18 protein-coding genes are annotated in these 23,134 nt (G+C 28.6%); 11 read left to right on the top strand and 7 right to left on the bottom strand.

Going from position 1 to position 23,134, the window contains the following annotated elements:
• Position 1: 1 nt before the first annotated feature.
• Entirely contained in the window at positions 2-2,443 is a 2,442-nt protein-coding gene (locus tag I1A51_RS10580) for an exopolysaccharide transport family protein (protein ID WP_196893693.1), read from the bottom strand.
• 9 nt (positions 2,444-2,452) lie between these two features.
• Complete coding sequence (locus I1A51_RS10575) at positions 2,453-3,241, bottom strand: polysaccharide biosynthesis/export family protein (protein ID WP_196893691.1); 789 nt, start codon at positions 3,239-3,241, stop codon at positions 2,453-2,455.
• A gap of 171 nt (positions 3,242-3,412) precedes the next feature.
• Between I1A51_RS10575 and I1A51_RS10570 the strand changes: the two genes are divergently transcribed.
• The 6 genes from I1A51_RS10570 (at position 3,413) to I1A51_RS10545 (ending at position 12,571) form a co-directional block, all read left to right on the top strand.
• Positions 3,413-4,096: an O-methyltransferase gene (locus I1A51_RS10570; RefSeq protein ID WP_196893690.1), complete on the top strand. Its 684-nt coding sequence runs from the start codon at positions 3,413-3,415 to the stop codon at positions 4,094-4,096.
• Positions 4,097-4,107: 11 nt separating this feature from the next.
• On the top strand, positions 4,108-4,680 hold the full coding sequence (locus I1A51_RS10565; protein ID WP_196893688.1) for a cob(I)yrinic acid a,c-diamide adenosyltransferase: 573 nt from the start codon (positions 4,108-4,110) through the stop codon (positions 4,678-4,680).
• 93 nt (positions 4,681-4,773) lie between these two features.
• On the top strand, positions 4,774-4,995 hold the full coding sequence (locus I1A51_RS10560) for a DUF2795 domain-containing protein (RefSeq protein ID WP_196893686.1): 222 nt from the start codon (positions 4,774-4,776) through the stop codon (positions 4,993-4,995).
• Between the two features lie 106 nt (positions 4,996-5,101).
• Positions 5,102-8,455, top strand: a complete 3,354-nt coding sequence (gene secA, locus I1A51_RS10555; RefSeq protein ID WP_196893684.1) for a preprotein translocase subunit SecA — start codon at positions 5,102-5,104, stop codon at positions 8,453-8,455.
• 103 nt (positions 8,456-8,558) lie between these two features.
• Complete coding sequence (locus tag I1A51_RS10550) at positions 8,559-9,416, top strand: ADP-ribosylglycohydrolase family protein (RefSeq protein ID WP_196893683.1); 858 nt, start codon at positions 8,559-8,561, stop codon at positions 9,414-9,416.
• A 167-nt stretch (positions 9,417-9,583) separates the two neighbouring features.
• Entirely contained in the window at positions 9,584-12,571 is a 2,988-nt protein-coding gene (locus I1A51_RS10545) for an ADP-ribosyltransferase domain-containing protein (protein WP_196893681.1), read from the top strand.
• 64 nt (positions 12,572-12,635) lie between these two features.
• On the opposite strand, the gene I1A51_RS10540 is transcribed toward I1A51_RS10545, so the two are convergent.
• The gene (locus tag I1A51_RS10540) at positions 12,636-13,706 is read right to left on the bottom strand and encodes a patatin-like phospholipase family protein (protein WP_196893679.1); all 1,071 of its coding nucleotides are present in this window, start codon (positions 13,704-13,706) and stop codon (positions 12,636-12,638) included.
• 195 nt (positions 13,707-13,901) lie between these two features.
• Between I1A51_RS10540 and I1A51_RS10535 the strand changes: the two genes are divergently transcribed.
• The 5 genes from I1A51_RS10535 to I1A51_RS10515 all read left to right on the top strand — a co-directional run bounded on the left by I1A51_RS10535 (position 13,902) and on the right by I1A51_RS10515 (position 18,491).
• Entirely contained in the window at positions 13,902-14,435 is a 534-nt protein-coding gene (locus I1A51_RS10535; protein WP_196893677.1) for an AAA family ATPase, read from the top strand.
• Position 14,436: 1 nt separating this feature from the next.
• Positions 14,437-16,347: a RecQ family ATP-dependent DNA helicase gene (locus I1A51_RS10530; RefSeq protein ID WP_196893675.1), complete on the top strand. Its 1,911-nt coding sequence runs from the start codon at positions 14,437-14,439 to the stop codon at positions 16,345-16,347.
• A gap of 81 nt (positions 16,348-16,428) precedes the next feature.
• Complete coding sequence (fmt, locus tag I1A51_RS10525) at positions 16,429-17,373, top strand: methionyl-tRNA formyltransferase (protein ID WP_196893673.1); 945 nt, start codon at positions 16,429-16,431, stop codon at positions 17,371-17,373.
• Positions 17,374-17,556: 183 nt separating this feature from the next.
• Positions 17,557-17,829, top strand: coding sequence for an HU family DNA-binding protein (locus I1A51_RS10520; protein ID WP_196893671.1), 273 nt, complete (start codon positions 17,557-17,559; stop codon positions 17,827-17,829).
• Positions 17,830-17,930: 101 nt separating this feature from the next.
• Positions 17,931-18,491 carry a YqgE/AlgH family protein gene (locus I1A51_RS10515; protein ID WP_196893669.1) on the top strand — a complete coding sequence of 187 codons (561 nt, stop codon included), beginning with the start codon at positions 17,931-17,933 and terminating at the stop codon, positions 18,489-18,491.
• Between the two features lie 45 nt (positions 18,492-18,536).
• On the opposite strand, the gene I1A51_RS10510 is transcribed toward I1A51_RS10515, so the two are convergent.
• The 4 genes from I1A51_RS10510 to wecB form a co-directional block, all read right to left on the bottom strand.
• Positions 18,537-19,358: an aminotransferase class IV gene (locus I1A51_RS10510; protein WP_196893667.1), complete on the bottom strand. Its 822-nt coding sequence runs from the start codon at positions 19,356-19,358 to the stop codon at positions 18,537-18,539.
• A 62-nt stretch (positions 19,359-19,420) separates the two neighbouring features.
• On the bottom strand, positions 19,421-20,527 hold the full coding sequence (locus I1A51_RS10505) for an OmpA family protein (RefSeq protein WP_196893665.1): 1,107 nt from the start codon (positions 20,525-20,527) through the stop codon (positions 19,421-19,423).
• Positions 20,528-20,533: 6 nt separating this feature from the next.
• Positions 20,534-22,045, bottom strand: a complete 1,512-nt coding sequence (locus tag I1A51_RS10500) for a lipopolysaccharide biosynthesis protein (RefSeq protein ID WP_196893664.1) — start codon at positions 22,043-22,045, stop codon at positions 20,534-20,536.
• A 1-nt stretch (position 22,046) separates the two neighbouring features.
• The gene (gene wecB, locus I1A51_RS10495) at positions 22,047-23,123 is read right to left on the bottom strand and encodes a non-hydrolyzing UDP-N-acetylglucosamine 2-epimerase (protein WP_196893662.1); all 1,077 of its coding nucleotides are present in this window, start codon (positions 23,121-23,123) and stop codon (positions 22,047-22,049) included.
• Between the last annotated feature and the right edge of the window lie 11 nt (positions 23,124-23,134).

The following is a 23,134-nucleotide window of genomic DNA, read 5'->3' as shown; positions in this document are numbered from 1 at the left end:
CTTACTTTTTGAAAATTCGTTTAAAGATAGATTTTTTTTCAGGTTCTTCATGATATCCTTGTCCATAATTTTGACCATAACCATATCCGTATCCATAACCATATCCGTATCCATATTTTGACTTTAAACGATAACCATTTAAAACAAAACTTATATTTTTCACTTCTCCTTTTGAATATTTATCATCAATTAATTTAAACATTCCTCTTTGTGTATAATTTTGACGAATAATATATAGAGTTGCATCCGCATATTGTAATAATTCAAAAGCGTCTGCAACTAGTCCAACAGGAGGTGTATCAAGAATTACATAATCATATTCTTTTTGTAAAGTTTCAATCATGATTTTCGTTTCTTCAGAAATCAATAATTCTGAAGGATTTGGAGGAATTGGTCCAGAAGTTAAAACATCTAAATTTGGAACTTTTGTTTTTTGAATAACATCTTCAAGATTTTGTTGTCCAACTAGATAATTTACAACTCCAATATCATTTGAAATCTCAAAATCATCAAAGATTTTTGGTTTTCTTAAATCCAATCCAACTAGAATTGTTTTCTTATTACTCATGGCAAAAATACTTGCCATATTGATTGAAGTAAATGTTTTTCCTTCACCACTAATCGATGAAGTCACCAAAACAGTTTTATTTTTATTATTAATTTCTTTTCTTTTAAATAAAAATTGCACATTTGATCGCAATGCTCTAAAAGATTCTGAAACAACTGATTTAGGTTTATTAAAAATTGCTAAATTATTCTCTGTTGTATTCACTCCAACAACTCCTAAAACAGGGATTTTAGACATTCTTTCAATTTGTTCTACAGTATGAATTTTTGTATCTAAAATTTGCATAGTTACAATTACCATTAATGGTAAAATTCCTCCTATCAAGATTGCTATAACATAATTAAATCCAGTTCTTGGAATCGAAGAAACTTGTCCTGTATCTTTTGCAGAATCTAATACATTTACATCAGAAACAGAACCTGCAATAGCAATTCCCGCTTCATACCTTTTTTGCATTAAATAAATATAATTTTGTTCATTTAATGCATAATTTCTTTGAAAATTTAAAAGTTTTAATTCTTTTGGAGGTAATTTTTTAAGCCTTGAATCAAATTCTCTTGCTCTTTTTATACTTCCTTCTAATTTTGAATTTAAAACCTTTTTTAAAGACTCAATATTTTCAATTAATACTTTTTTAGTCGCTTCAATTGCTTTATTTAATTCAATAATCGTAGGATGATTATCTGTAAGTTTTTCAGATTCTTGTTGTTTTTTTATAGCTAAAGAAGTTAATGATGCAACATTTTCAGCAATACTAGAGTCTTCAATATTCACAATAGCTGGAGCAGGTAATTCTGTATATTGATTATGAGAAAGTATATAGTTATTTAGTTTTTCTAAATAGGATATTCTTTGATTTAGTTCATTTTGAAAACGATCTAAATTTGTTGTTTCTTCAAAAATTGCGGTACCTTCAACAGATAAATCAAAAATATTATTTAAAGCTTTATAATCACTAATATTTTTTTCAATTAAACGTAAAGAATCTGCTGCAATTTTAAATTGTTCATCAATAAATTTTCTAGTGCTTCTGGCATAATTTGTCTTTTCTAATAGTTGATCTTTAGCTAAAACTTTTACGGTTGTATTTAAAAAATCCGCTAATTTCACCTTATTTGGTCCAAGTTTGGAAAGTTCTAACAATGAAGTACCTTCCACTCCAAAAACATTAATTCCTTGGTATTGTTTTACTGTTTTTTCAATTGACAATAGTTTGATCAAATATTTATTTCCAGCAACGTTTTTAAGAGTTTTAAGTGAATTTAAATGAAAAGACAAAAATGGTAAATTCACTTTCTCGTTAATAGAAAAAGTTTGTGAAAAAGTCGCTTTATCAAAATCATAAACTTTCGTTTCTTCATTTTTATAGTTATGAATTGGCTTATTTAAATCTTCTCCTAAATTTAACGTTAATGTATATGTTTTATCATCAATAAATTGAATGCTAAAAATTGTATTTATTAATTGTGGTTTTTCTTCATCAATTTGAATTATAAATGGCGTTTTCCCATAAACATCTTCATTTCTAAATCTTCCTTCTACATAATAATTAATAAAAAAATCTAATTCTTTAACTACTTTTTCAGTATGTGTTCTAGAACTTAAAATTTTCTTTGTAGATTCTACTTTATCGCTTACACCTCCCCAATTAAAAGCAATATTTGTTCCTGTAGTAAAAAGAGGATTTTTCTTTTCTTTTACAGCAATTGTTGTAGAAAGTTTGTAGATTTTTTGTGTTGAAATATTCTTATAATATGCGATTCCAATTGCAATTGGAATTGTAATTAAGAAAAAATACCAATAACTCAGAATTTTATACAAATAATCTTTAATATCAGAACCAAGGTCTTGTATTTGTATTTTAGGTTGCTCCATTTATGAGATTTAAAGACTTTTTATTAGTAAATAAGTTGTAGTGAAAAAAGATAAAATTGAAACTACTGTAGTAAAAGTTTGAAAACCTGTAGTTCCTGTTCCCCATGATTTTTGTGGTAAAGGTGGCACATACACAATATCATTTGGTTGTATATAGAAATCATCTGATGTAAAAACTGAGACATCTGTCAAATCTAATTCTATCTTCTCTACTTTATCTATTTTTTTTCGAATAATTTGTACTTTACTCCTATCCCCTAAATCTGTAATATCACCAGAATTTGCCAAAACATCAACTACCGACACTTGTTCTAATAAAATATTTTTAGTTCCAGGTGATTTTACTTCTCCAGTAACTGTAACACGAATTCCTGCTAATTTAACGTCTATAAATATAGTATTCGTATTTTTGAAATATTTTGAAAGTCCATTTTTAATCTTTTCTCGAACCTGATCTGTAGAATATCCAAGAACATTTACATCTTCTAAATATGGAAGTCGAATATTTCCATGCGTATCTACTGGATATCCTGTGAAATATAATTGATCTGAAGTAATATTTACAGGTGTACTTCTATTTTCTTGTTTGTTAAAAAACGAAACTAATTCAGGATTATCCGATTTTAAAGTAATGTATAAAATATCGTTAATTTGAATTTTATATGTTTCATTAGCTATTTTTTCAAGGTTAGTAACTTCTTTCGGTTCTCCTTGAAAATAGGTCAATTGTTTTTTAGAAACACAGGATGAAAGTGTCAATACAATTAAGAGCAAAAATATGGTAAATCTGGTGTTCATATCTTATTTTTCTAATGAACGCAAAGATATGAGTTTAAATAAATATCAGAATATTTTTTTGTCTTATTTTCGTCAAAAATGTAATTTATGTTAAAATCCTATATAAAATTCATTCTAAATTTCATTTTAAGAAATAATATTCAAGATTCAGAGTTAAAAAAAGTCTGTAAATTGATTGAAAAATCAAAATTAAAACAAACTGAAAAACAAAAAGTTACGTTTTTTCAACAACAATTTAAATTTGATAACAGAATCATTTCTATTACAGATTTTGGAGCAGGTTCTAGAGTATTTAATTCTGATGAAAGAAAGATTCATTTAATCGCAAAATATGCTGGAATGTCGAAGAAAAAAAGCGAAATTTTACTAAAACTCATCGCTTTTTATAAAATAGAAAAGATTTTAGAGTTCGGAACCTCTTTAGGAATTGGAACTTCTATGATGAAAATAGGAAATCCGGTTGCAAAAATCACAACGATGGAAGGTTGTCCTGAGACAAGTAAAATCGCAAAAGAATATTTTGAGAAAAATGCTTTAAATAACATCGAAATTTTAGTCGGTGAATTTGAAAATTCTTTTAAAAAAATAGAAAATCAAAAATTTGATTTAATTTATTTCGACGGAAATCATCAAAAAGAACCAACTTTGAATTATTTTAAAAGATGTCTTGATTTTAAAACAGAAAAAAGCATTTTTATTTTTGACGATATTCATTGGTCTAAAGAAATGTTAGAAGCTTGGGAAATTATTAAAAATCATTCTGAAGTTATTGCTACAATTGATACTTTTGACATGGGAATTGTTTTTTTTAATTCAAAAATGAAGAAAGAACATACCCTTTCCTATAAATTTTAAAACTACATAAAATGAAAATATATACTAAAACTGGAGATAAAGGAACAACGGCTCTTTTTGGCGGAACTAGAGTTCCTAAATACCATGGACGAATTGAAGCTTATGGTACTGTTGATGAATTAAATTCTTATATCGGTCTAATTCGTGATCAAAAAGTGGAGCAATCTATCTTTGATTTTTTAATTAAAATTCAAAATGAACTTTTCACACTTGGAGCAATGTTGGCAACTCCACCCGAAAAAGAACAATTAAAAAATGGTAAAGAAAGGTTAAACATTCCTAAAATTACAGCAGAAAATATTGAAGATTTAGAAGCTGAAATTGATAAAATGAATGAAGACTTACCTCCGATGACACATTTTGTACTTCCAGGCGGACATACAACTGTGTCATATTGTCATATTGCAAGATGCGTTTGTCGTAGAGCAGAACGATTATGTGTAGCATTATCGGTCGATGAGACAGTAAATGAACATATTTTAAAATACCTAAACCGACTTTCTGACTACCTTTTTGTGTTGGCACGAAAGTTGACGATTGACACGCAATCAGAGGAAATTCCTTGGATTCCTCAGAAGAACTAAGTTCTTTGTAAATAGTTAAAAAATAATAATATAAAAACTTGACTTTTTGCGTAAAATTTATATTTTTGCGTAAAAACTTAATATATTGAAAGTATGTATTGGACTTTAGAATTAGCATCGTATTTGGCTGACGCGCCATGGCCTGCGACTAAAGATGAGTTGATAGATTATGCAATCCGAACTGGAGCGCCTTTGGAGGTTGCAGAAAACTTACAAGGTATTGAAGATGAAGGAGAGATTTATGAATCGATTGTAGAAATCTGGCCTGATTACCCTACCGAAGATGATTATCTTTGGAATGAGGATGAATACTAAACAGAAAAGCAAAAAGAAGAGTCTCAATTTAAAACTGAGACTTTTTTTATTTTAAGTTATTAATAAAAATGACTTATGAAAATTAATAAAATAAGAAAAACTAGATATGAGCTTACTTAATACCATATTAAAAGCTTTTGTAGGGGATAAGAAAACAAAAGACCTTAAAGCTTTACAACCTTTTGTTGATAAAGTTTTGGCTTATGAAAAGAATTTGATCAATATTTCAAATGATGAACTGAGAGCTAAAACATTAGAATTTAAAAAGCAAATTCAGGATGCCATCAATCCTTTTGAAACAGATATCACAAAATTAGAACAAGAAAGTGAAAATGCTGATATTGATAGAAAAGAGGTAATTTATGGAGAAATCGATAAATTAAAAGATGCATCTTATGAAGCTTCAGAAGGGGTTTTATTGGACATTTTACCAGCTGCTTTTGCAGTTTTAAAAGAGACTGGAAGACGTTTTACAAATAATGAAACAGTAGAAGTTACTGCTACGCCATTTGATAGAGAACTTTCTGCAATAAATGAGCATGTAAATTTAGATGGTGATAAAGCTATTTGGAATAATTCATGGGATGCTGCTGGAAAAGCAGTTACTTGGGACATGGTTCATTATGATGTGCAGATAATTGGTGGATCTGTTCTTCATCAAGGTAAAATCGCTGAGATGATGACAGGAGAAGGTAAAACGCTTGTAGCAACTTTGCCAATCTATTTAAATGCATTAACTGGTCGAGGTGTTCATGTGGTTACAGTGAATGATTATCTAGCAAAACGTGATTCTGCTTGGATGGCACCAATCTTCGAATTTCATGGTTTAACAATCGACTGTATTGACAAACACCAACCTAATTCTGAAGAAAGAAGAAAAGCTTATAATAGTGATATTGTTTATGGAACAAATAACGAATTTGGTTTCGATTATTTACGTGACAATATGGCTCGTAATCCAGAAGAATTAGTTCAAAGAGAACATAATTATGCAATTATTGATGAGGTAGATTCTGTATTAGTAGATGATGCAAGAACACCTTTGATTATCTCTGGTCCTACTCCAATGGGTGATCGTCATGAATTTAATGAGTTAAAACCTGTTATTGAAAGTATTGTTAGCAAACAACGTCAATATTTACAAGGTATTTTCTCTGAAGCGAAGAAAAAAATTAAAGAAGGTGATACAAAAGAAGGAGCTTTCTTATTATTTAGATCTTATAGAGGTTTACCTAAAAATAAAGCTTTAATAAAGTTTTTAAGTCAAGAAGGAATGAAACAATTACTTCAAAAGACGGAAAACTTCTATATGCAAGATAACAATCGTGAAATGCCTAAAATTGATAAGGAATTATATTTCACTATTGATGAAAAATCTAATGCAATTGACTTAACGGATAAAGGTATTGAATATTTATCTGGAATGAGTAATGACAAAGATTTCTTTATTCTTCCAAATTTAGGTGTGGAAGTTGGAGAAATTGATAAATTAGATATTACTACAGAAGAAAAAGTAGCTAAAAAAGAAGAATTATACAGAAACTTCAGCATTAAAAGTGAAAGAATCCATAGTTTAAATCAATTATTAAAAGCATATACTTTATTTGAAAAGAATGTTGAATATGTGGTAATGGATGATAAGGTAAAAATCGTTGATGAGCAAACTGGACGTATCATGGATGGTCGTCGTTACTCAGATGGATTACACCAAGCTTTAGAAGCAAAAGAAAATGTAAAAATTGAAGCTGCTACACAAACATATGCAACTGTAACTTTACAGAATTATTTCCGTATGTATCGTAAACTTTCAGGAATGACAGGAACAGCGATTACAGAAGCAGGAGAATTCTGGGAAATCTATAAATTAGATGTTGTAGAAATTCCTACAAATAGACCTATTGCACGTGATGATAGACAAGATTTAGTTTATAAAACTACTAGAGAAAAATACAATGCTGTAATTGAAGAAATTGAGCGATTTGTAAAACAAAACAGACCAGTTCTTGTTGGTACAACAAACGTAGAAATTTCGGAATTACTTTCTAGAATGCTTACACTTCGTAAAATTCCACACAACGTACTGAATGCCAAATTACACAAAAAAGAGGCTGATATTGTTACAGAAGCTGGAAAATCTGGAGTTGTAACAATTGCAACAAATATGGCAGGTCGTGGAACGGATATTAAATTATCTGAAGAAGTAAAAGCTGCTGGAGGTTTAGCAATTATTGGAACAGAAAGACATGATTCTCGTCGTGTTGATAGACAGTTACGTGGTCGTGCTGGTCGTCAAGGTGATGTTGGTTCTTCTCAATTCTATGTTTCTCTAGAAGATGATTTAATGCGTAAATTCGGTTCAGATAGAATTGCAAAAATGATGGATAGAATGGGTCATAAAGATGGTGAAGTAATTCAACATTCAATGATTAGTAAATCTATCGAAAGAGCGCAGAAAAAAGTTGAAGAAAATAACTTTGGTGTTCGTAAACACTTAATCGAGTATGATGATGTAATGAATTCACAACGTGAAGTAATTTACAAAAGAAGACGTCATGCTTTATATGGAGAAAGACTTCAATTGGATATTGTAAATATGATTTATGATACTTGTGATTCTTTAGTTAATGATAACAAAGTAAGTAATGATTATGAAACATTTGAATTGGAATTAATCCGCATTACTTCTATGCCTTCTCCAATTTCAAAAGAAGAATTTGAAAAAGGAAATCCACAAGATTTAATTGATAAACTTTACCAATCTGTTTATAAACATTATACTGATAAAATGGAACGTGCAGCTGAAACTGCTTTCCCAGTGATCAAACATGTTTATGAAACTCAAAGTGATCGTTTTGAAAGAATTGTAGTTCCTTTTACTGATGGAATTAAGAAATTAGATGTTGTAACAAATCTTAAAGAAGCATATGAATCAAATGGTAAGAAATTAATTCTTGATTTTGAGAAAAACATTTCTTTAGCTCTTATTGATGATGCTTGGAAAGATCATTTACGTCAAATGGATGAATTAAAACAAACGGTTCGAAATGCACAATATGAGCAAAAAGATCCACTTTTAATTTACAAATTTGAATCTTTCAAATTATTCCGTGGAATGTTAGATAAAGTAAATAAAGACTTACTTTCATTCTTATTTAAAGGAGAATTACCTGCTCCAAACCCAGATCAAGTTTCTCAAGCAAAAGAACAAGCTCCAGAACAAGTACAAGCTTCTAAAGAAGAATATCAAGATCCTTCTAAAGCGCAACAAAGTGCTCCTGTAACAAATCAAACACAAGAGCCTGAGCCAATTGAAACTGTAATTCGTTCTGAAAAGAAAATTGGTAGAAATGAAAGAGTTACTATCAAAAATGTTCAAACAGGAGAAAACAAAGAAGTAAAATATAAACAAGCTATTCCGCTAATTGAAGCTGGAACTTGGGTTATTGTTGATAACGAATAATTTATTTTTTCTATAAAGTAAAAAGCGGCTGTATTTATTTACAGTCGCTTTTTTATTTGGTAAAAGTGTTATGTTTTATATTTTTAAACAAAAATTTAAAACTATGATTTTAGAAGGAGCTATTGGAGATGCTTATGGAGCTGGATTTGAATTTGCAGATTTCAAAAAAATTCAATTAAAAAATAATATCACAAATTATGAAAATCATCCACTTTATAATGAATTAAAAGGAAACTATACAGATGACACACAAATGACTTTAGCTTTGGCCGAATTAATACTTTCTGATAGTGATTGGACTGAATTAAATATTGCCAATTCATTTGTAAATTCCTTTCAAAGAAATCCAAGAAAAGGATATGCTAAACGATTTTATTCTTTTTTAACGGAAATCAAAAATGGTCAAGAATTTCTGGAAAAAATTCAAAATACAAGTACGAGAAATGGAGCAGCAATGCGTTCTTATATTCTAGGAGTTTTTCCAACTGAAGAAGAAGTTTTAACTAAAAATACTTTACAAGCCAAACTTACACATAATTCAGAAGAAGGAATTTTATCCGCAAATGCAATTGCTTTAGCAAATCATTTTTTTATATATGAAAAAGGGCAGAAAAATGATTTATTAACATATTTAAATGATTTTCAAAAAGCTAATTGGAAAGGAAAATGGCAAGGAAATGTTTCCATGTCTGGAATTGCATCTGTCGAAGCAGTTTTATCTTTATTAGTAAGTGATTTAAATCTAAAAGAACGATTACAAATGGCTATCAATTTTGGTGGAGATGTAGACACTGTTGCTTCCTTGGTTTTAGCAATTTCAAGTCAAGATAAATCTATTACAAATAATTTACCTCGTTTTCTTTATGATGAATTGGAAAATGAAACTTTTGGAAAAGATTATTTAATCATTCTCGACAAAAAAATAGCATCTAAAATCACACAATATAAATTGGTAAAATAAACTTTAGAAAAATTATTATTTTTAGGTGATTTTTGCGAAGTTCTTTTTTAGTTGTTATATTTAATTTTAAATATTTTTATTATAAAATATTACGAATAAAACAATTACAACACTAAGATTCATCCATTTTTCGTTATTATCTTAATAATTCAAACATAGAAAGGGCAATGTTAAAATCGAAAAATCAACAAAAAAATAAAGCTAGAAAGAAGCATTTAAATACTGTTGTTCAAAAAAAAGAAAGCAATGCTACTTTTCAGTTTAAAGACAATCGAAAAGAATCGAAACAACAAGATAATTTAAAAAAAGTTGCAAATAATTCTGAAAATAAATCATTAATTCAAAAAAAGAATAACACAGGATTACCAGACAATTTAAAATCTGGAATTGAAAATCTTTCTGGTTATGCTATGGATGATGTAAAAGTACATCGAAATTCGGCAAAACCTGCACAATTAAAAGCACATGCTTATGCGCAAGGAAGTAATATTTATTTAGGTCCAGGTCAAGAAAAACATTTACCTCATGAAGCTTGGCATGTTGTACAACAAAAACAAGGACGAGTTCAACCGACAAAACAATTGAAAAGTCAAATCCCACTAAATGACGACACTGGATTAGAAAAAGAAGCTGATGTAATGGGAACGAAAGCTTTGCAATTTTCAAAAAGCTCCACGAATTTAATCCAGAAAAAAAATAAACCAATAAATCCTAATGTTGTTCAAAGAAATTTAGATACACATGTCATAAATGGAACCAGTTCTGGAATGTTAGGAAATTTACTTGGTACAAGTACATTTGAAGAAATTAAAACTGCTTTACATAGTTATCAAAACACAACAAATGTTGCATTACAACTTACTTTATTAAAAAAAATGAAAGCTGATGGAATGACTTGGCTAACAGATAATAGTAAAAAAGTGGATGCAAATAGCGTTACTAAAAGAACCAGTATTCGAGAACTTTTAGCATTAGTAAAAAATGAATTAGCCACAAGAAGCGATGATTCGATGTTAATGAAAGAATCTGTAAAATTTGAAAAGAATCTTGGGCTTTATGCTTTTAATAATAATAGAGCGACAACTGCAGCAACAGGGGCAATTAACAAAATGAAAGATGTCATGGGTGTAACTGCAAATAATGCTTTAGCGGGTGATGTTTTTGGTGGAAATTCTGCTAAATATGCTGGTGTTGTTGGAAAAGAAGTAAATACTGTAATGGCAGCAATTAATCATGGTAACTTACGTGAAAAAATGACTGCTTTTTACAATGCTGCGCTTGGTCCATTTAAAAATATGTTAGACAATCATATCAAACAAAAAGGTTCTTTCAATTTATGGGAACTTTCTAAAAATAATTTAGCTTTAAAAGGAATAAATCCAGCTGGAATTGCAGCAATTGAAGAACGAAAAAATCAGATTGATTCTTATGATGAAAAATTTTTCAATTCAGATTTAATTTATAAGGGAGCAAAAGCAACTGGACAATCACATAAATATAAAGATGTTTATATGGCTCCAATGGATCCTTTTTATCGTGCAGATGATGATGCCTTAAAAGAAGGGCAACGTGGAGTTATTAAAAAGCTTTCTCCTGAAGGAAGAACTATTGCAAATGAATCTGCATTAACTTCAGATCATGATTATAATTTTAATTGGCAATCTTTTAATTTCACTCTTGCGCAATTACAAGGAACTGCTGTTGGAAAAGTCAATAGTATATTTACAAAAGTGCAAAATGAATTAAGAGATTTCATCAATGCAGGAGATGGAAATGAAAAATTGATAAAATACAATAATTTATATCCACTTGTTGAAAAATGGTTAGAACAGAATAAAAGTAAAACAGATGATAATTCTAATACAAAAAGAACAAGTTTAGAAGCTTTAAAAACAGAACTTAGAAAAATTTATAGCGGAAGTAATCGTAGAGATGCAGACTTAACAAATGGAAGATTTAGTGCACATTTAAGTAATCGTGAAAAAGCATTCATTGCATCACAGAGAGAAGATTTAAGTGTGGAGGATATGAGTTTAAATGCGCGATTCCAAAGATTAATTGGAAATCAAACACCACGTTTATATGATAATACTAAAAAACTTCCTTGGGAAGAAGGTGGAACTCGATTTACACCAAATATGGATAATGCATGGATTTCACATGCGATAAAAAAATTAAAAATGCCTGTTGTTGCTGGTCCTTCTGGAACAACAGATAGAATGTTACGTGCTTTAAAATTCTTAGGGAACCCTGTTTCTCCATTAGATTTTCGTTTGGCTTTATTAGGATGGATGTTAACAAGTAATGATCATAGTTTCCATGAAATTATGGCTGTTTCAAAGTCTTTTGGATTACCATATGAACCTGGTTCTTATGCTTATCATGATATTCAACCTTTAACAATTGCACTTTTAAGACATAATGTTTGTGAAAATGGAATGTTTCCAGATGAAATAGTTTATTATTCACATAAAGATGATTTTATTTTAGTTCAAGATGCAATTGATCAAGTGGATTCTTTTGATACGAAACAAATTCATGCTAATTTACCTACGGTAACTTATATGCAACATATAACTAAAAACCGAACAAGTCCAGCAGCTGCAATGGCTTTAGGATTATATACCACTGGATCATATTTGGTTCAAAACCCTACTAGAGAAAGTTCTTATCCAGTTGCTAATGTTAAAATTAGACATCATTTAAAAAACAAACCAGAGTTAGAGAAATTAAATGAAAAGCATGAAAGAGGTAATTTTAGTATTTCTGAATTAATGAAAGAAGGAAAAACGCATAATGCAGCTTTAATTAATGCTTTGAGAGATTTGCCTGATTCTGCGCATACCGTTTATAGAGGACAAGATTCTGGAGCATTCCAAGTTGGAAATGTTATAACATATAGTAAATTCACAAGTACTTCTTTAAATAAAGCAGATGCAGATGAATTTATGACAGAAAATGATAATAATCCACCAAATTTATTAAAAGTAGCAGCAACAAAAGGAAAAGATATTCAGCCTTTTTCTAAATATCCAGAAGGAGAAATTTTATTCTTACCAGGTACAAAATTTAGAGTAACAAATATATTAGCAAATCAAGCTGCAAATGGTGATATTTCTAAAATTCATAATGTTATTGAATGTGTAGAAGTTTAAAAATATATTAAAATAATATATAAAAATCACATTTGATTATTCTTCAAATGTGATTTTTCCTTTATTAATCATTTCTATTTTCTATATTTATTTTCTTAGCATCAACACTTTCTTTATTGTATTTTAAAAGTTTTGCTGCTATTGCATAAAGCTCTTGATTCACTCTTTCATCTGCAACATAACTCAATGCATCTTCTTTTAATTTTGTCATATTTTTAATAGAAGCATCATCCATATCAGGTTCTGCCAAAGCAATTTGTGGTTCCAAACGATGATAATCATATTTTCCTTCACCTTCTATCGTTTTAAAAATTTGTTTTAAATGATAATTCACAGTTTGCGAACTTCCAGACATCATAATATCAATAATTGGCTTCACCCAACCAGCTAATCCCCAATCTTTTGCTTTTTTATATTCATACGTTTTACTAGAGCTACCAGTTCCTATAGAAACGATCATCATATGTTTTGCAGTCGGATTATCTTCAAAACTAAATTTCATATTTCTCGCTTCTGAATAAGCAACTAAAGCAGGATTATTAGCGAACATTCCTCCATCAATTAAAGGAAAAGGCGTTCCAATACCATTTTTAATTCTTGCTGTTTCAAAATAAGTTGGCGCAGCAGAAGTTGCTCTAGCAATATCTTTCACTTTAAAATTAAAAATATCATTCTCAGCTTTGTGTTGTTTAAAAAAATGTGGTTTTCCTTTTCGAATATCATAAGAAGAAATAATACAAGGCTTTAAAAGTTCATGAAATCTGGTGTCTCCAAAATTATCATGTAAAGCTTCTTCTAATTCTGAAGCATCATATTTTTCATCAGAAATACCATTTAGACTTTTAATTTTCTGAAGTAAACTTGCGTCAAAAATTTCATCTCCCCTATCCAAATATAAATTCACTGCTTGTTCAGCTGTAAACTTTGGTCTTCCATTCGAATCTGGCATCAGATAAGTTAAAGTTAAAATTCCACCTGTACTTGTTCCAGCAAAGAAATCGAACATGTCAGAAATTCTAATATTTGGATCTTCTCCTACTTCTTGAAGGATATTTTCTAGTCTTTGAATGATAACTCCTGGAAGAATTCCCCTAATTCCTCCTCCATCAATAGATAGTATTCTAATTTTTCGCATTTATAACTTTTTTAAATTTTTAACACTAAATATAAATATTAATCATTAAAAATCAAGTAAGTGAATATTTTATTAAAATATATTTTTAATTTTAAATATTATATGTTAATTATACACTATCAATAAATTCGTTAGATTCTTTATCTTTTTTTTGGTTTTAACTTTAAAAATTCAAGTAATATACTATTTTTGCACATGCAAAAGAAGATATTAATCATAGGCGGACCAGGAACGGGAAAATCAACTGTACTTAAAGAGTTGATTCGTAGAGAATATTTGTGTATGCCAGAAATTTCGAGAGAAGTTACAAGGAAAGCACAAGAAGAAGGTATTGATCAGTTATTTTTAACAGATCCTCTGCTTTTCAGTAAAATGTTATTAGAAGGGAGAATTCAACAATATGTTGATGCAGAAAATTCGGATGATACTGTTGTATTTTTTGACAGAGGAATTCCAGATGTACATGCTTACATGAATTACATCAGTATTGATTATCCAGATATTTATAAAGAAAGTAGTTTGAAATATAAATACGATCAAGTATTTTTAATGCCGCCTTGGGAAAAAATTTATATCACTGACAATGAGAGATATGAATCATTCGAACAATTATTAGCGATTCATAATCACTTAAAAAGAGCTTACGAAGAAATCGGTTATAAAATTGTAGAAGTTCCTTTTGGGAACATCGAAGAAAGAACAGAATTTATACTAAACAATATTATTTAAAATGCAAAAATCTCCTCTTGACATTCTGCAAAAGTTTTGGAATTATAACTCTTTTAAAGAAGGTCAAGAGGAAATAATCCAATCCATTCTTCAGAAAAAAGACACAATTGCGCTTTTACCAACTGGAGGAGGAAAATCTATTTGTTACCAAATTCCTGCTTTACTTTCCAACGGAATTTGTGTTGTCGTTTCTCCCTTACTTGCTCTTATCAAAGATCAAATTCAACAATTAGAAAATAAAAATATTCGTGCTTTGTCGTTTTCCCCAAAAATGACACAAAGTGATATTATTCGAACTTTTGATAATTTAAAATTTGGAAAATATAAATTTCTATATATTTCTCCAGAAAGGTTACAATCGGCTTTAATTCAAGAAAAATTGAAAGAATTACCAATTTCTTTTGTTGCAATTGATGAAGCACATTGTATTTCAGAATGGGGACATGATTTTAGGCCTTCTTATTTGCAGATAAAAAAAATTCGAGAAATTCAACCAAATATTCCAATTGTAGCATTGACAGCAACAGCTACAAATCAGGTTTTAAAAGACATTGCTAAAAATCTAGAATTTAAAGATTTTGCTTTCTTTAAAAAATCCTTTTATAAGAAAAACTTAGCTTATCAGTTTTTTAATACTGAAGATAAAATTTCAAGAATTGAGCAAATTCTACAAAAGTTTCAGAAAAAACCGATTATTATTTATACAAATAATCGAATCGGAACTGAAAAATTGAGCAATTATTTAAATCAAAGAGGATTTTCAACTTCTTTTTTTCACGCAGGAATGTCGCAAGAAGAGAAAGATAAAACTTTTGAAAATTGGTTTAAAGAAAAAATTTCTACAATTATTGCTACAAATGCTTTTGGAATGGGAATTGACAAATCGAATGTTCGAGTTGTAATTCATTATACTTTACCAAATTCTATCGAAAATTATGTGCAAGAAGCTGGAAGAGCTGGAAGAGATTTAGAAAAAGCTTTTTCTGCCGTTTTATACAATGAAGAAGATTTATATCAACTTCAAACTAAAAATGAAAAAAACAAAGCATCTGTTACTTTTGTAAAAGAAATTTATAAGAAATTAAATCAATTTTTTCGATTGGCAATTGGCGAAATCCCTGAAGAAACGTTTCTTTTTGATTTACAAGAGTTTTGTAATATTTACAACTTTTCTCCTTCTAAAACTTTTAACGCTTTTAATTATTTAGAAAGAGAAAATATCATTGAAATTGACAGAAATTTTAATAAAAAATCTACTTTACAGATATTAGTTCCCAGTAATTATGCAATTCGATATATTGAAAGAGATACTTTAAAAAGTCATTTATTAAAAGTCTTAATTCGAAATTATGGTGGTTTATTTGACAATTTTATCGCTATTGATGAAAGTATTTTAAGTAAAAAATTACATCTTTCTAAAAAAGTAATTATTCAATATTTAGAAGAATTACAGCAGGAAGAAATTTTAGAATATCGCCAAGCATTAAACAAAGCTGAACTTCGATTTTTAGTTCCAAGAGAAGATGATAGAACGATCAATCGAATTTCTAAAACAATTGAACAACAAAATAAACTAAAAAAGCGCAAGATTGAAAAATTTGTTGCTGTTATTGAAGAAGATGAAATTTGTAGAAGTAAACAGATTTTAGACTATTTTTCGGAAAAATCAGAAGAAAATTGTGGAATTTGTGATGTTTGTATTTCTAAAAAAAACAAAGCTAAAAAAATTGATTTTCAAGAGTTTTGTAAAGGAATTTTAACTTATTTGCAAACCAATAAAAAAGCTACTTCAAGAGAAATTATTTCACATTTTAATTTTGGACAAGAAAACACAATTTATGCTTTAAATATTCTACTTGAAAAAAAATTAATTCGATTATCTTCGCAAAATAAATTTGAACTTATTAAATAGTTGTTTATCTAAAACAAACTACTATTTATCAATCAAATACAAAATCGTAAGTTTAATTTTAACGATTAAAACCAAGCTAAAATGAGAGATTTGAGAATCGTCTTTATGGGAACACCAGATTTTGCTGTGACTATTTTAGACGGATTATTAGAAAATAATTATAATGTAGTTGCAGTAATTACTGCACCAGATAAACCAGCAGGAAGAGGAAGAAAATTAAATCAATCCGCAGTAAAAAAATATGCTATAGAAAAAAATCTTCCAGTTTTACAACCAACAAATTTAAAAAATGAAGAGTTTTTAGCTGAACTAGAAAGTTATAAACCTAATTTAAATATTGTTGTTGCTTTCCGTATGTTACCAAAAGTTGTTTGGGGAATGCCAGAATTTGGAACTTTTAATCTTCATGCTTCTTTGCTACCTGAATATCGTGGAGCTGCTCCAATTAATTGGGCAATTATCAACGGAGAAACTAAAACTGGAGTGACTACTTTCTTTATTGATGAAAAAATTGATACAGGTGAAATTATTTTACAAAAAGAAACACCAATTTCTGAAACAGAAACTGTTGGAAAACTTCATGATCGTTTGATGCATATGGGAAGTGATTTGGTAGTAGAAACTGTTAAGTTGATTGCTGAAAATAAAGCAATAACTCAGAAACAACCAGAAAAAGAAGAAAAGACAGCTTATAAAATTCATACAGATACTTGTAAAATTAATTGGGAAAATAGTTTAGAAGCGATTTATAACCATATTCGAGGTTTAAATCCTTATCCAGCAGCTTGGACAAATCTTGTTTCTGGAGATAAAGAACTTTCTGCTAAAATTTATAATGTAAAAAAGGTTTATGAAGAGCATTCTTTTGAAAATGGAAAAATTATTGCAACAAAATCAGATTTAAAAGTTGCAGTAAAAGATGGATTTTTAAAAATTGATTCTTTAAAACTGTCTGGAAAGAAATTAATGGATGCAAAAAGTTTAATGAATGGATTCACGTTCCAAGAAAATGCTCGAATGCTTTGATTTTACTATAATTTCAGCTAGTTTTAAAGTGTTTTCAGAACAGGTTATTAACAATTTCGTATAGTTATTAACAATTTCTGTTTTTTTTTCCCAGAAAACTTGTGTAAACCCTTATTCCGTCTATATTTGTTATACTATATTGAAGAAAATAATGTTTAACCAAATTAATTCAACATTTTAATTATGAACAAATCGGATTTAATTGACGCAATGGCTGCAGACGCAGGAATTTCTAAAACTGCTGCAAAGGCTGCTTTAGAGTCTTTAACTAACAATGTAATAGAAGCTCTTAAAAAGGGAGATAAAGTTGCATTAGTAGGATGGGGAACTTGGTCTGTTTCAAAAAGAGAGGCGAGAACTGGAAGAAATCCACAAACTGGGAAACCAATCAATATCGCAGCTAAAAATGTAGTTAAATTTAGCCCAGGAGCTTCTTTAAAAGATTCTGTAAACTAAATTTTATATTAAAATATACTTAAAGAGCTTTCTTTTAACAATAAAGAAAGCTTTTTTTATGAGCTAAATTTATATATTTATTGAGAGAAAAAGTGTTACAGATGACAGTAAAAAACCCAATAAAAGGAAACTTGTTGATTGCAGAGCCATCTATCTTAAATGATTCTTCATTTAACAGAACTGTGATTTTATTAACAGAACATAATGCTAATGAAGGATCTGTCGGTTTTATTTTAAACAAACCAACCAAATACACAATAAAAGATTTAATCCCAAACATAGAAAGTACCTTTAAAATATATAATGGAGGTCCTGTAGAGCAAGAAAATTTATATTTTATACATAAGATTCCAAATTTAATTCCAAACAGTATAGAAGTCGCTGATGGAATTTATTGGGGAGGAGATTTTAAAATTGTCAGTACTCTATTAAATGAAAATAAAATTGGTACTGAAGACATTCGATTCTTTTTAGGATATTCTGGATGGGCTTCTTCTCAATTGATAGAAGAAATAAAAATTGATTCTTGGGTTGTTGTAGAAAATAAATATCCAAATATCTTTAATGTAGACGATTCGATTATTTGGAAAAATCAGATATTAAAACTCGGAGGTGATTATGCAATTTGGGCAAATGCACCAAGTAATCCAAGTTTAAATTAAAAAAAGGATTAAGCTTTTCTTCAAAGTTTAATCCTTTTTTTATGATTATAATTTCATAATTCTTTCTAATTGCTCTCGTAAACCATCTGCTACTTCAGTTTCATAAACTTTCTTTCTATAATTTGTAACAGATTGAATTCCGACAATTGCATTTGTTATAAAAACTTCATCTGCTTTTAATAAATCAAAAGGAGAAATCGATTTTTCGATTAATTTCATATTTAAATTCTTCGCAATAATTTCAAGTAATTTCTTACGAACAACTCCTTTTACACATCCTTCTGTAAGTGCTGGTGTATAAATTTCTTCTCCTTTTACAACGAAAATATTTCCATTAATTGCTTCTGCAATATGTTTTTTTTCATTCAATAAAATACAATTATCCAATTCATTTTCTTCAGCAAAAATACTAGCAACAACATTTAATATTTTATTTGTTGTTTTAACAGTCGAAAGTAAACCTGAATACACATAATAATCTTTAAATAAATCAACTGTATATTTTTCTTTTCTAGTTTCTCCTAAAACTGCTGAAGTCACTAAATAATCAATCTCTCTAGAAGTTGGTGTATATAATCCTCCATCTTTTCTTGAAACTGTGAAACGAATTCGGAAATTTTCTTCTTTATTTGGTATAACTTTTAAAATCTCTTCTTCAAAAAATTCAAGTGTAAATGCCATTGGAATTTCCATACGTAACATTCGCATGGAAGCCATTAAACGAAAATAATGGTCTTCTACAAAAACTACTTTTCCTGCTAAAACTTTGATTGTCTCAAAAATAGCATCGCCATAATTGTAAGCTCTATTCTTACTTGTAATTTCCAATTCTGATTCTGTAATTACACTTCCATTAAAATTCAACATAATGTATAAAATTTTGAACTGCAAATGTAACTAGACTTCTCTAATTTTTAAGCGAATTCTCTTTATTTTTTTCGAATAAAAAACTCTACTCTCCTATTCTCTGCTCTTCCCTCTTCTGTATCGTTTGAAGCTATTGGTTTGGAATTTCCATAACCTTTACATTTAATTCTATCTTCTGTTATTTCTTTTAACTTTAAAAAATCTGCCACTGCATTTGCCCTTGCTAAAGATAGTTTATGATTAAAAATCAAAGTTCCTACATTATCTGTATGTCCATGAATTTCAATTTTCATCTCTGGAAACTTTTGTAAATATTTTGCTAATTTCTCCAATTCAATCACAGAATCTTCTACTAAAGTCGCTTTATTTGTCTCAAACAATACATTCTTTAAAGTATATTTTTTATCAATTTCTATAGCAATTACTTCTTCCTCTTCAGGCTCTTCCACTTCTATTTTTTCTAAAGGAATCATTTCAACCATATCCACAAAATAATATGCATATCCACTTCTTAAATATTCTCCCTCTTTGACAATTTTTTCCGTACCGTTTGTTGCTCTAAAATTTCCTAAAACAAAGAAATTTTCATAACCTTCTGCAATAAATTCTAAAGTAATTTTTGTCCAATTTTCCTGATTATCCCAAAAAGTTTCTGAATTGATTTCTTTATAATGTAATTTCTTCGAATGTCTTTCAATTTCTGGTTTAGTAATTACTTCATTTGTCGCAACAATAATTGGATTTTCAATAAATAAAATTCCTAAATCTTTAATTGCATAATTATAAGCATCTGCATTACTTATATAAAAACTCAAACGATATTTTCTGTTTTTTTCTAAAGTTTCAGTTAATTCTCCTTGTAAATATTCTCGATAATTTCCTCCATCTTTTAAAACAATAAATCCAACATAATTTTGTCCAAAATCCGTTGCTTGTGATCCAGCAAAATTATTCAACAATCCAACATTTTCTTTTCCTTCCTTAAAACAAGCATTGTATAAATCTGGTGTCGCTAAATTTCCTTTTGTCCAATTTTCCACATTTCCTTGGATCATATCCAAAGTATTTGCACATTGTTTTGTTTCTTCAAAACTTGGATTTTTAACCAAATTTTGTGCTGAAGAAATAATACTTATTAAAAGAAAAATTAAATATAAATTTGTTTTCATCATCTCTTAAAATAATCTTCTTTTATGAATTAAATTTTGAATTGTTGTATTAATATCTAAAGATAATTTTAGCTTGTAAAGCAATATTAAATACAAGAAGCTTACCAATATAGAACGAATAATTATGGAAACTGTTGGACTGATATCAATATCTAAAATATAAATGTCTTTTATAAAATGAAATGTTCCTTGTGGAATTTGTGAAAATCCAAAGAAAATTAAAGCAATAATTCCTATAGAAGTCCACGTTTTTATTGTAAAAGGTAGAAATCCAAATTTCTTATATACTAAATAAATTCCAACAAAACCGAAAATCATATTTGTAATTAAAGTTGCTAAAGCAGCTCCATCATTTCCTATTTTTGCAATCAAAATACGATTTAAAACAATCACTGTTAAAGCCATTCCTAAAGAAATATAAAAGAAAAAACGGTAGAATTTTGAATTTGCTAAAATGATTTTATTCGTTCCTAAAAGCATATCAAAAAGCTTCGCTATAGAAATAATTAAAACAACTAAAATTCCTTCTGTATAACTAGGTTTATTAATAATTTGATACATATCTTGAATATTCAAATTAATTAATAAAAACAAAAGTCCACCAACTAAAAGTAAATTAATCGAACTTTTAAAATACAGTCTTTCTACTTCTTTTTGATCGTTTAAGTTTAATGCTTTTGCAGTTAAAGGCGTGATAATTTGTTGCATTGCTCGTAAAGGAATTCCAACCACAGAACCAATATAAATTGCCACAGAATAATATGCAACTTCTTGAATTTCTAAGATTTGTGGAATCATTACTTTATCAATTTCTAATAAAATACTTCCAGCAGAACCAGCAATGATTATAAAAAACGAATAAGAAAAAATTTGTTTTACATTTTCAGGAATCGAAAAATTCAGTTTTGGCGTATAAACAATAAACGCATAAACAATCATGATGAGCATTCGAAGGAAATAAACCAAAAGCATTGCATACACAAATTGTTCTTCATTTATCACTTTATAATAAACTAAAAACAGTAAAATGGTTGCACTTACACGATGGAATATTTCTTTTACAAAATTTCCAAAAACCGATTTCAGTTTTACTTTTGTCCAAGCATAAAAAACTTCAAAATACCCCATGCAAATTGCAGACAAAAAAATGATAAAACTATAGCTTTTAATAATCGGGTTTTCTTCTGAAATCCAATTAGAAATTCCTTCATAAAAAACAGAACCAATAATTCCCAAAGGAATAATAAAAAACAATGGAATTAATAGCGAAAAACTTAAAAAATTATCTTGTTTTTCTTTGGTAGTATAACTAGAAAAAAATTTTACAATTGTGTGTTGAGTTCCAAAAACGACCATTGGAAGAATCAAGTTTGAAGCGGAAAATAAGAAAGTTACCAAACCGTAGTAATCTTCACTGATAAAATGCGTATATAAAAATAAAGTATTGATTCCACCAATTGCAAATCCTAGAAAAAGGATTAATGTATTTTTAAAAGATTGTGATAAAACAACACTCATATTATAGTTTTAAAATCGATTGGTAAATTGTTTCTCCAACATTTTTTCCAAATAAATTTTTAGAAAAATCCAATTTTGCTTCTGAAAAATCATAGTAAGCTGTCAATATTTTTTCCAAATCACTTCCTACTAATTTCGCAAAATTATTCGAAACTAATTCAACCCATTCTGTTTCTTCTCTAGCAATAATACAAGGTTTTTTATTAAAAAATGCCTCTTTTTGTAAACCTCCACTATCTGTTACCACCATTTTACAATTTTTCAATAATTCTAACATATCAAAATATCCAACAGGCTCAATTGCTGTCATTTGAAACATTAAATCATTTTCAATTAAAATTTTCTTAGTTCTTGGATGTAAAGGAATCACAACCTCACATTTTGAATTAATCTCTTGTAATCCTTTAAAAATTTCAATTAATTTTTGAATATCATCTGTATTCTCTTGGCGATGAATTGTAGCCAGGACAAAGTTCTCTTTTTCTATTTCTAAATCTTGTATAATTGTCGATTTTTCTGAAGAAAATACACTGTAATATTCTACTGCATCTTTCATAATATCTCCAGATTTCTCTACTTTTACATTTAAATTTTCAAATCCTTCTTTTTCTAAATTAGAAATAGCAACATCTGTTGGACAAAGCAATAAATCAGAAATTCTATCTGTCATAATTCGATTGATTTCTTCTGGCATTTTCATATTAAAAGAGCGTAATCCTGCTTCTATATGCACCACTTTTATATCCATTTTTTTTGCTGCTAAAGCTCCAGCTAATGTAGAATTTGTATCTCCGTAAACAACAACAATCTCGGGTTTTTCTTCTTGTAAAATAACTTCAATTTTCTCCAACATTTGACCAGTCATTGCTCCATGACTTAATCCGTTGATTTGCAAATTATATTTTGGTTTAGGAATCTGCATTTCTTCAAAGAAAATTTCACTCATATTTTGGTCATAATGTTGTCCTGTATGAATAATTATTTCTTCAATTTCGTCATGTTTCTGAATCACACGGCTTAAAACAGCCGCCTTTACAAATTGTGGTCTTGCTCCTAAAATTGTTACTATTTTCTTCATTCTCTCTTTTA

This window comes from Aureivirga marina, assembly GCF_015767265.1.
Taxonomy (GTDB): domain Bacteria; phylum Bacteroidota; class Bacteroidia; order Flavobacteriales; family Flavobacteriaceae; genus Aureivirga; species Aureivirga marina.
This window is presented reverse-complemented; position numbering and strand designations above follow the sequence as displayed.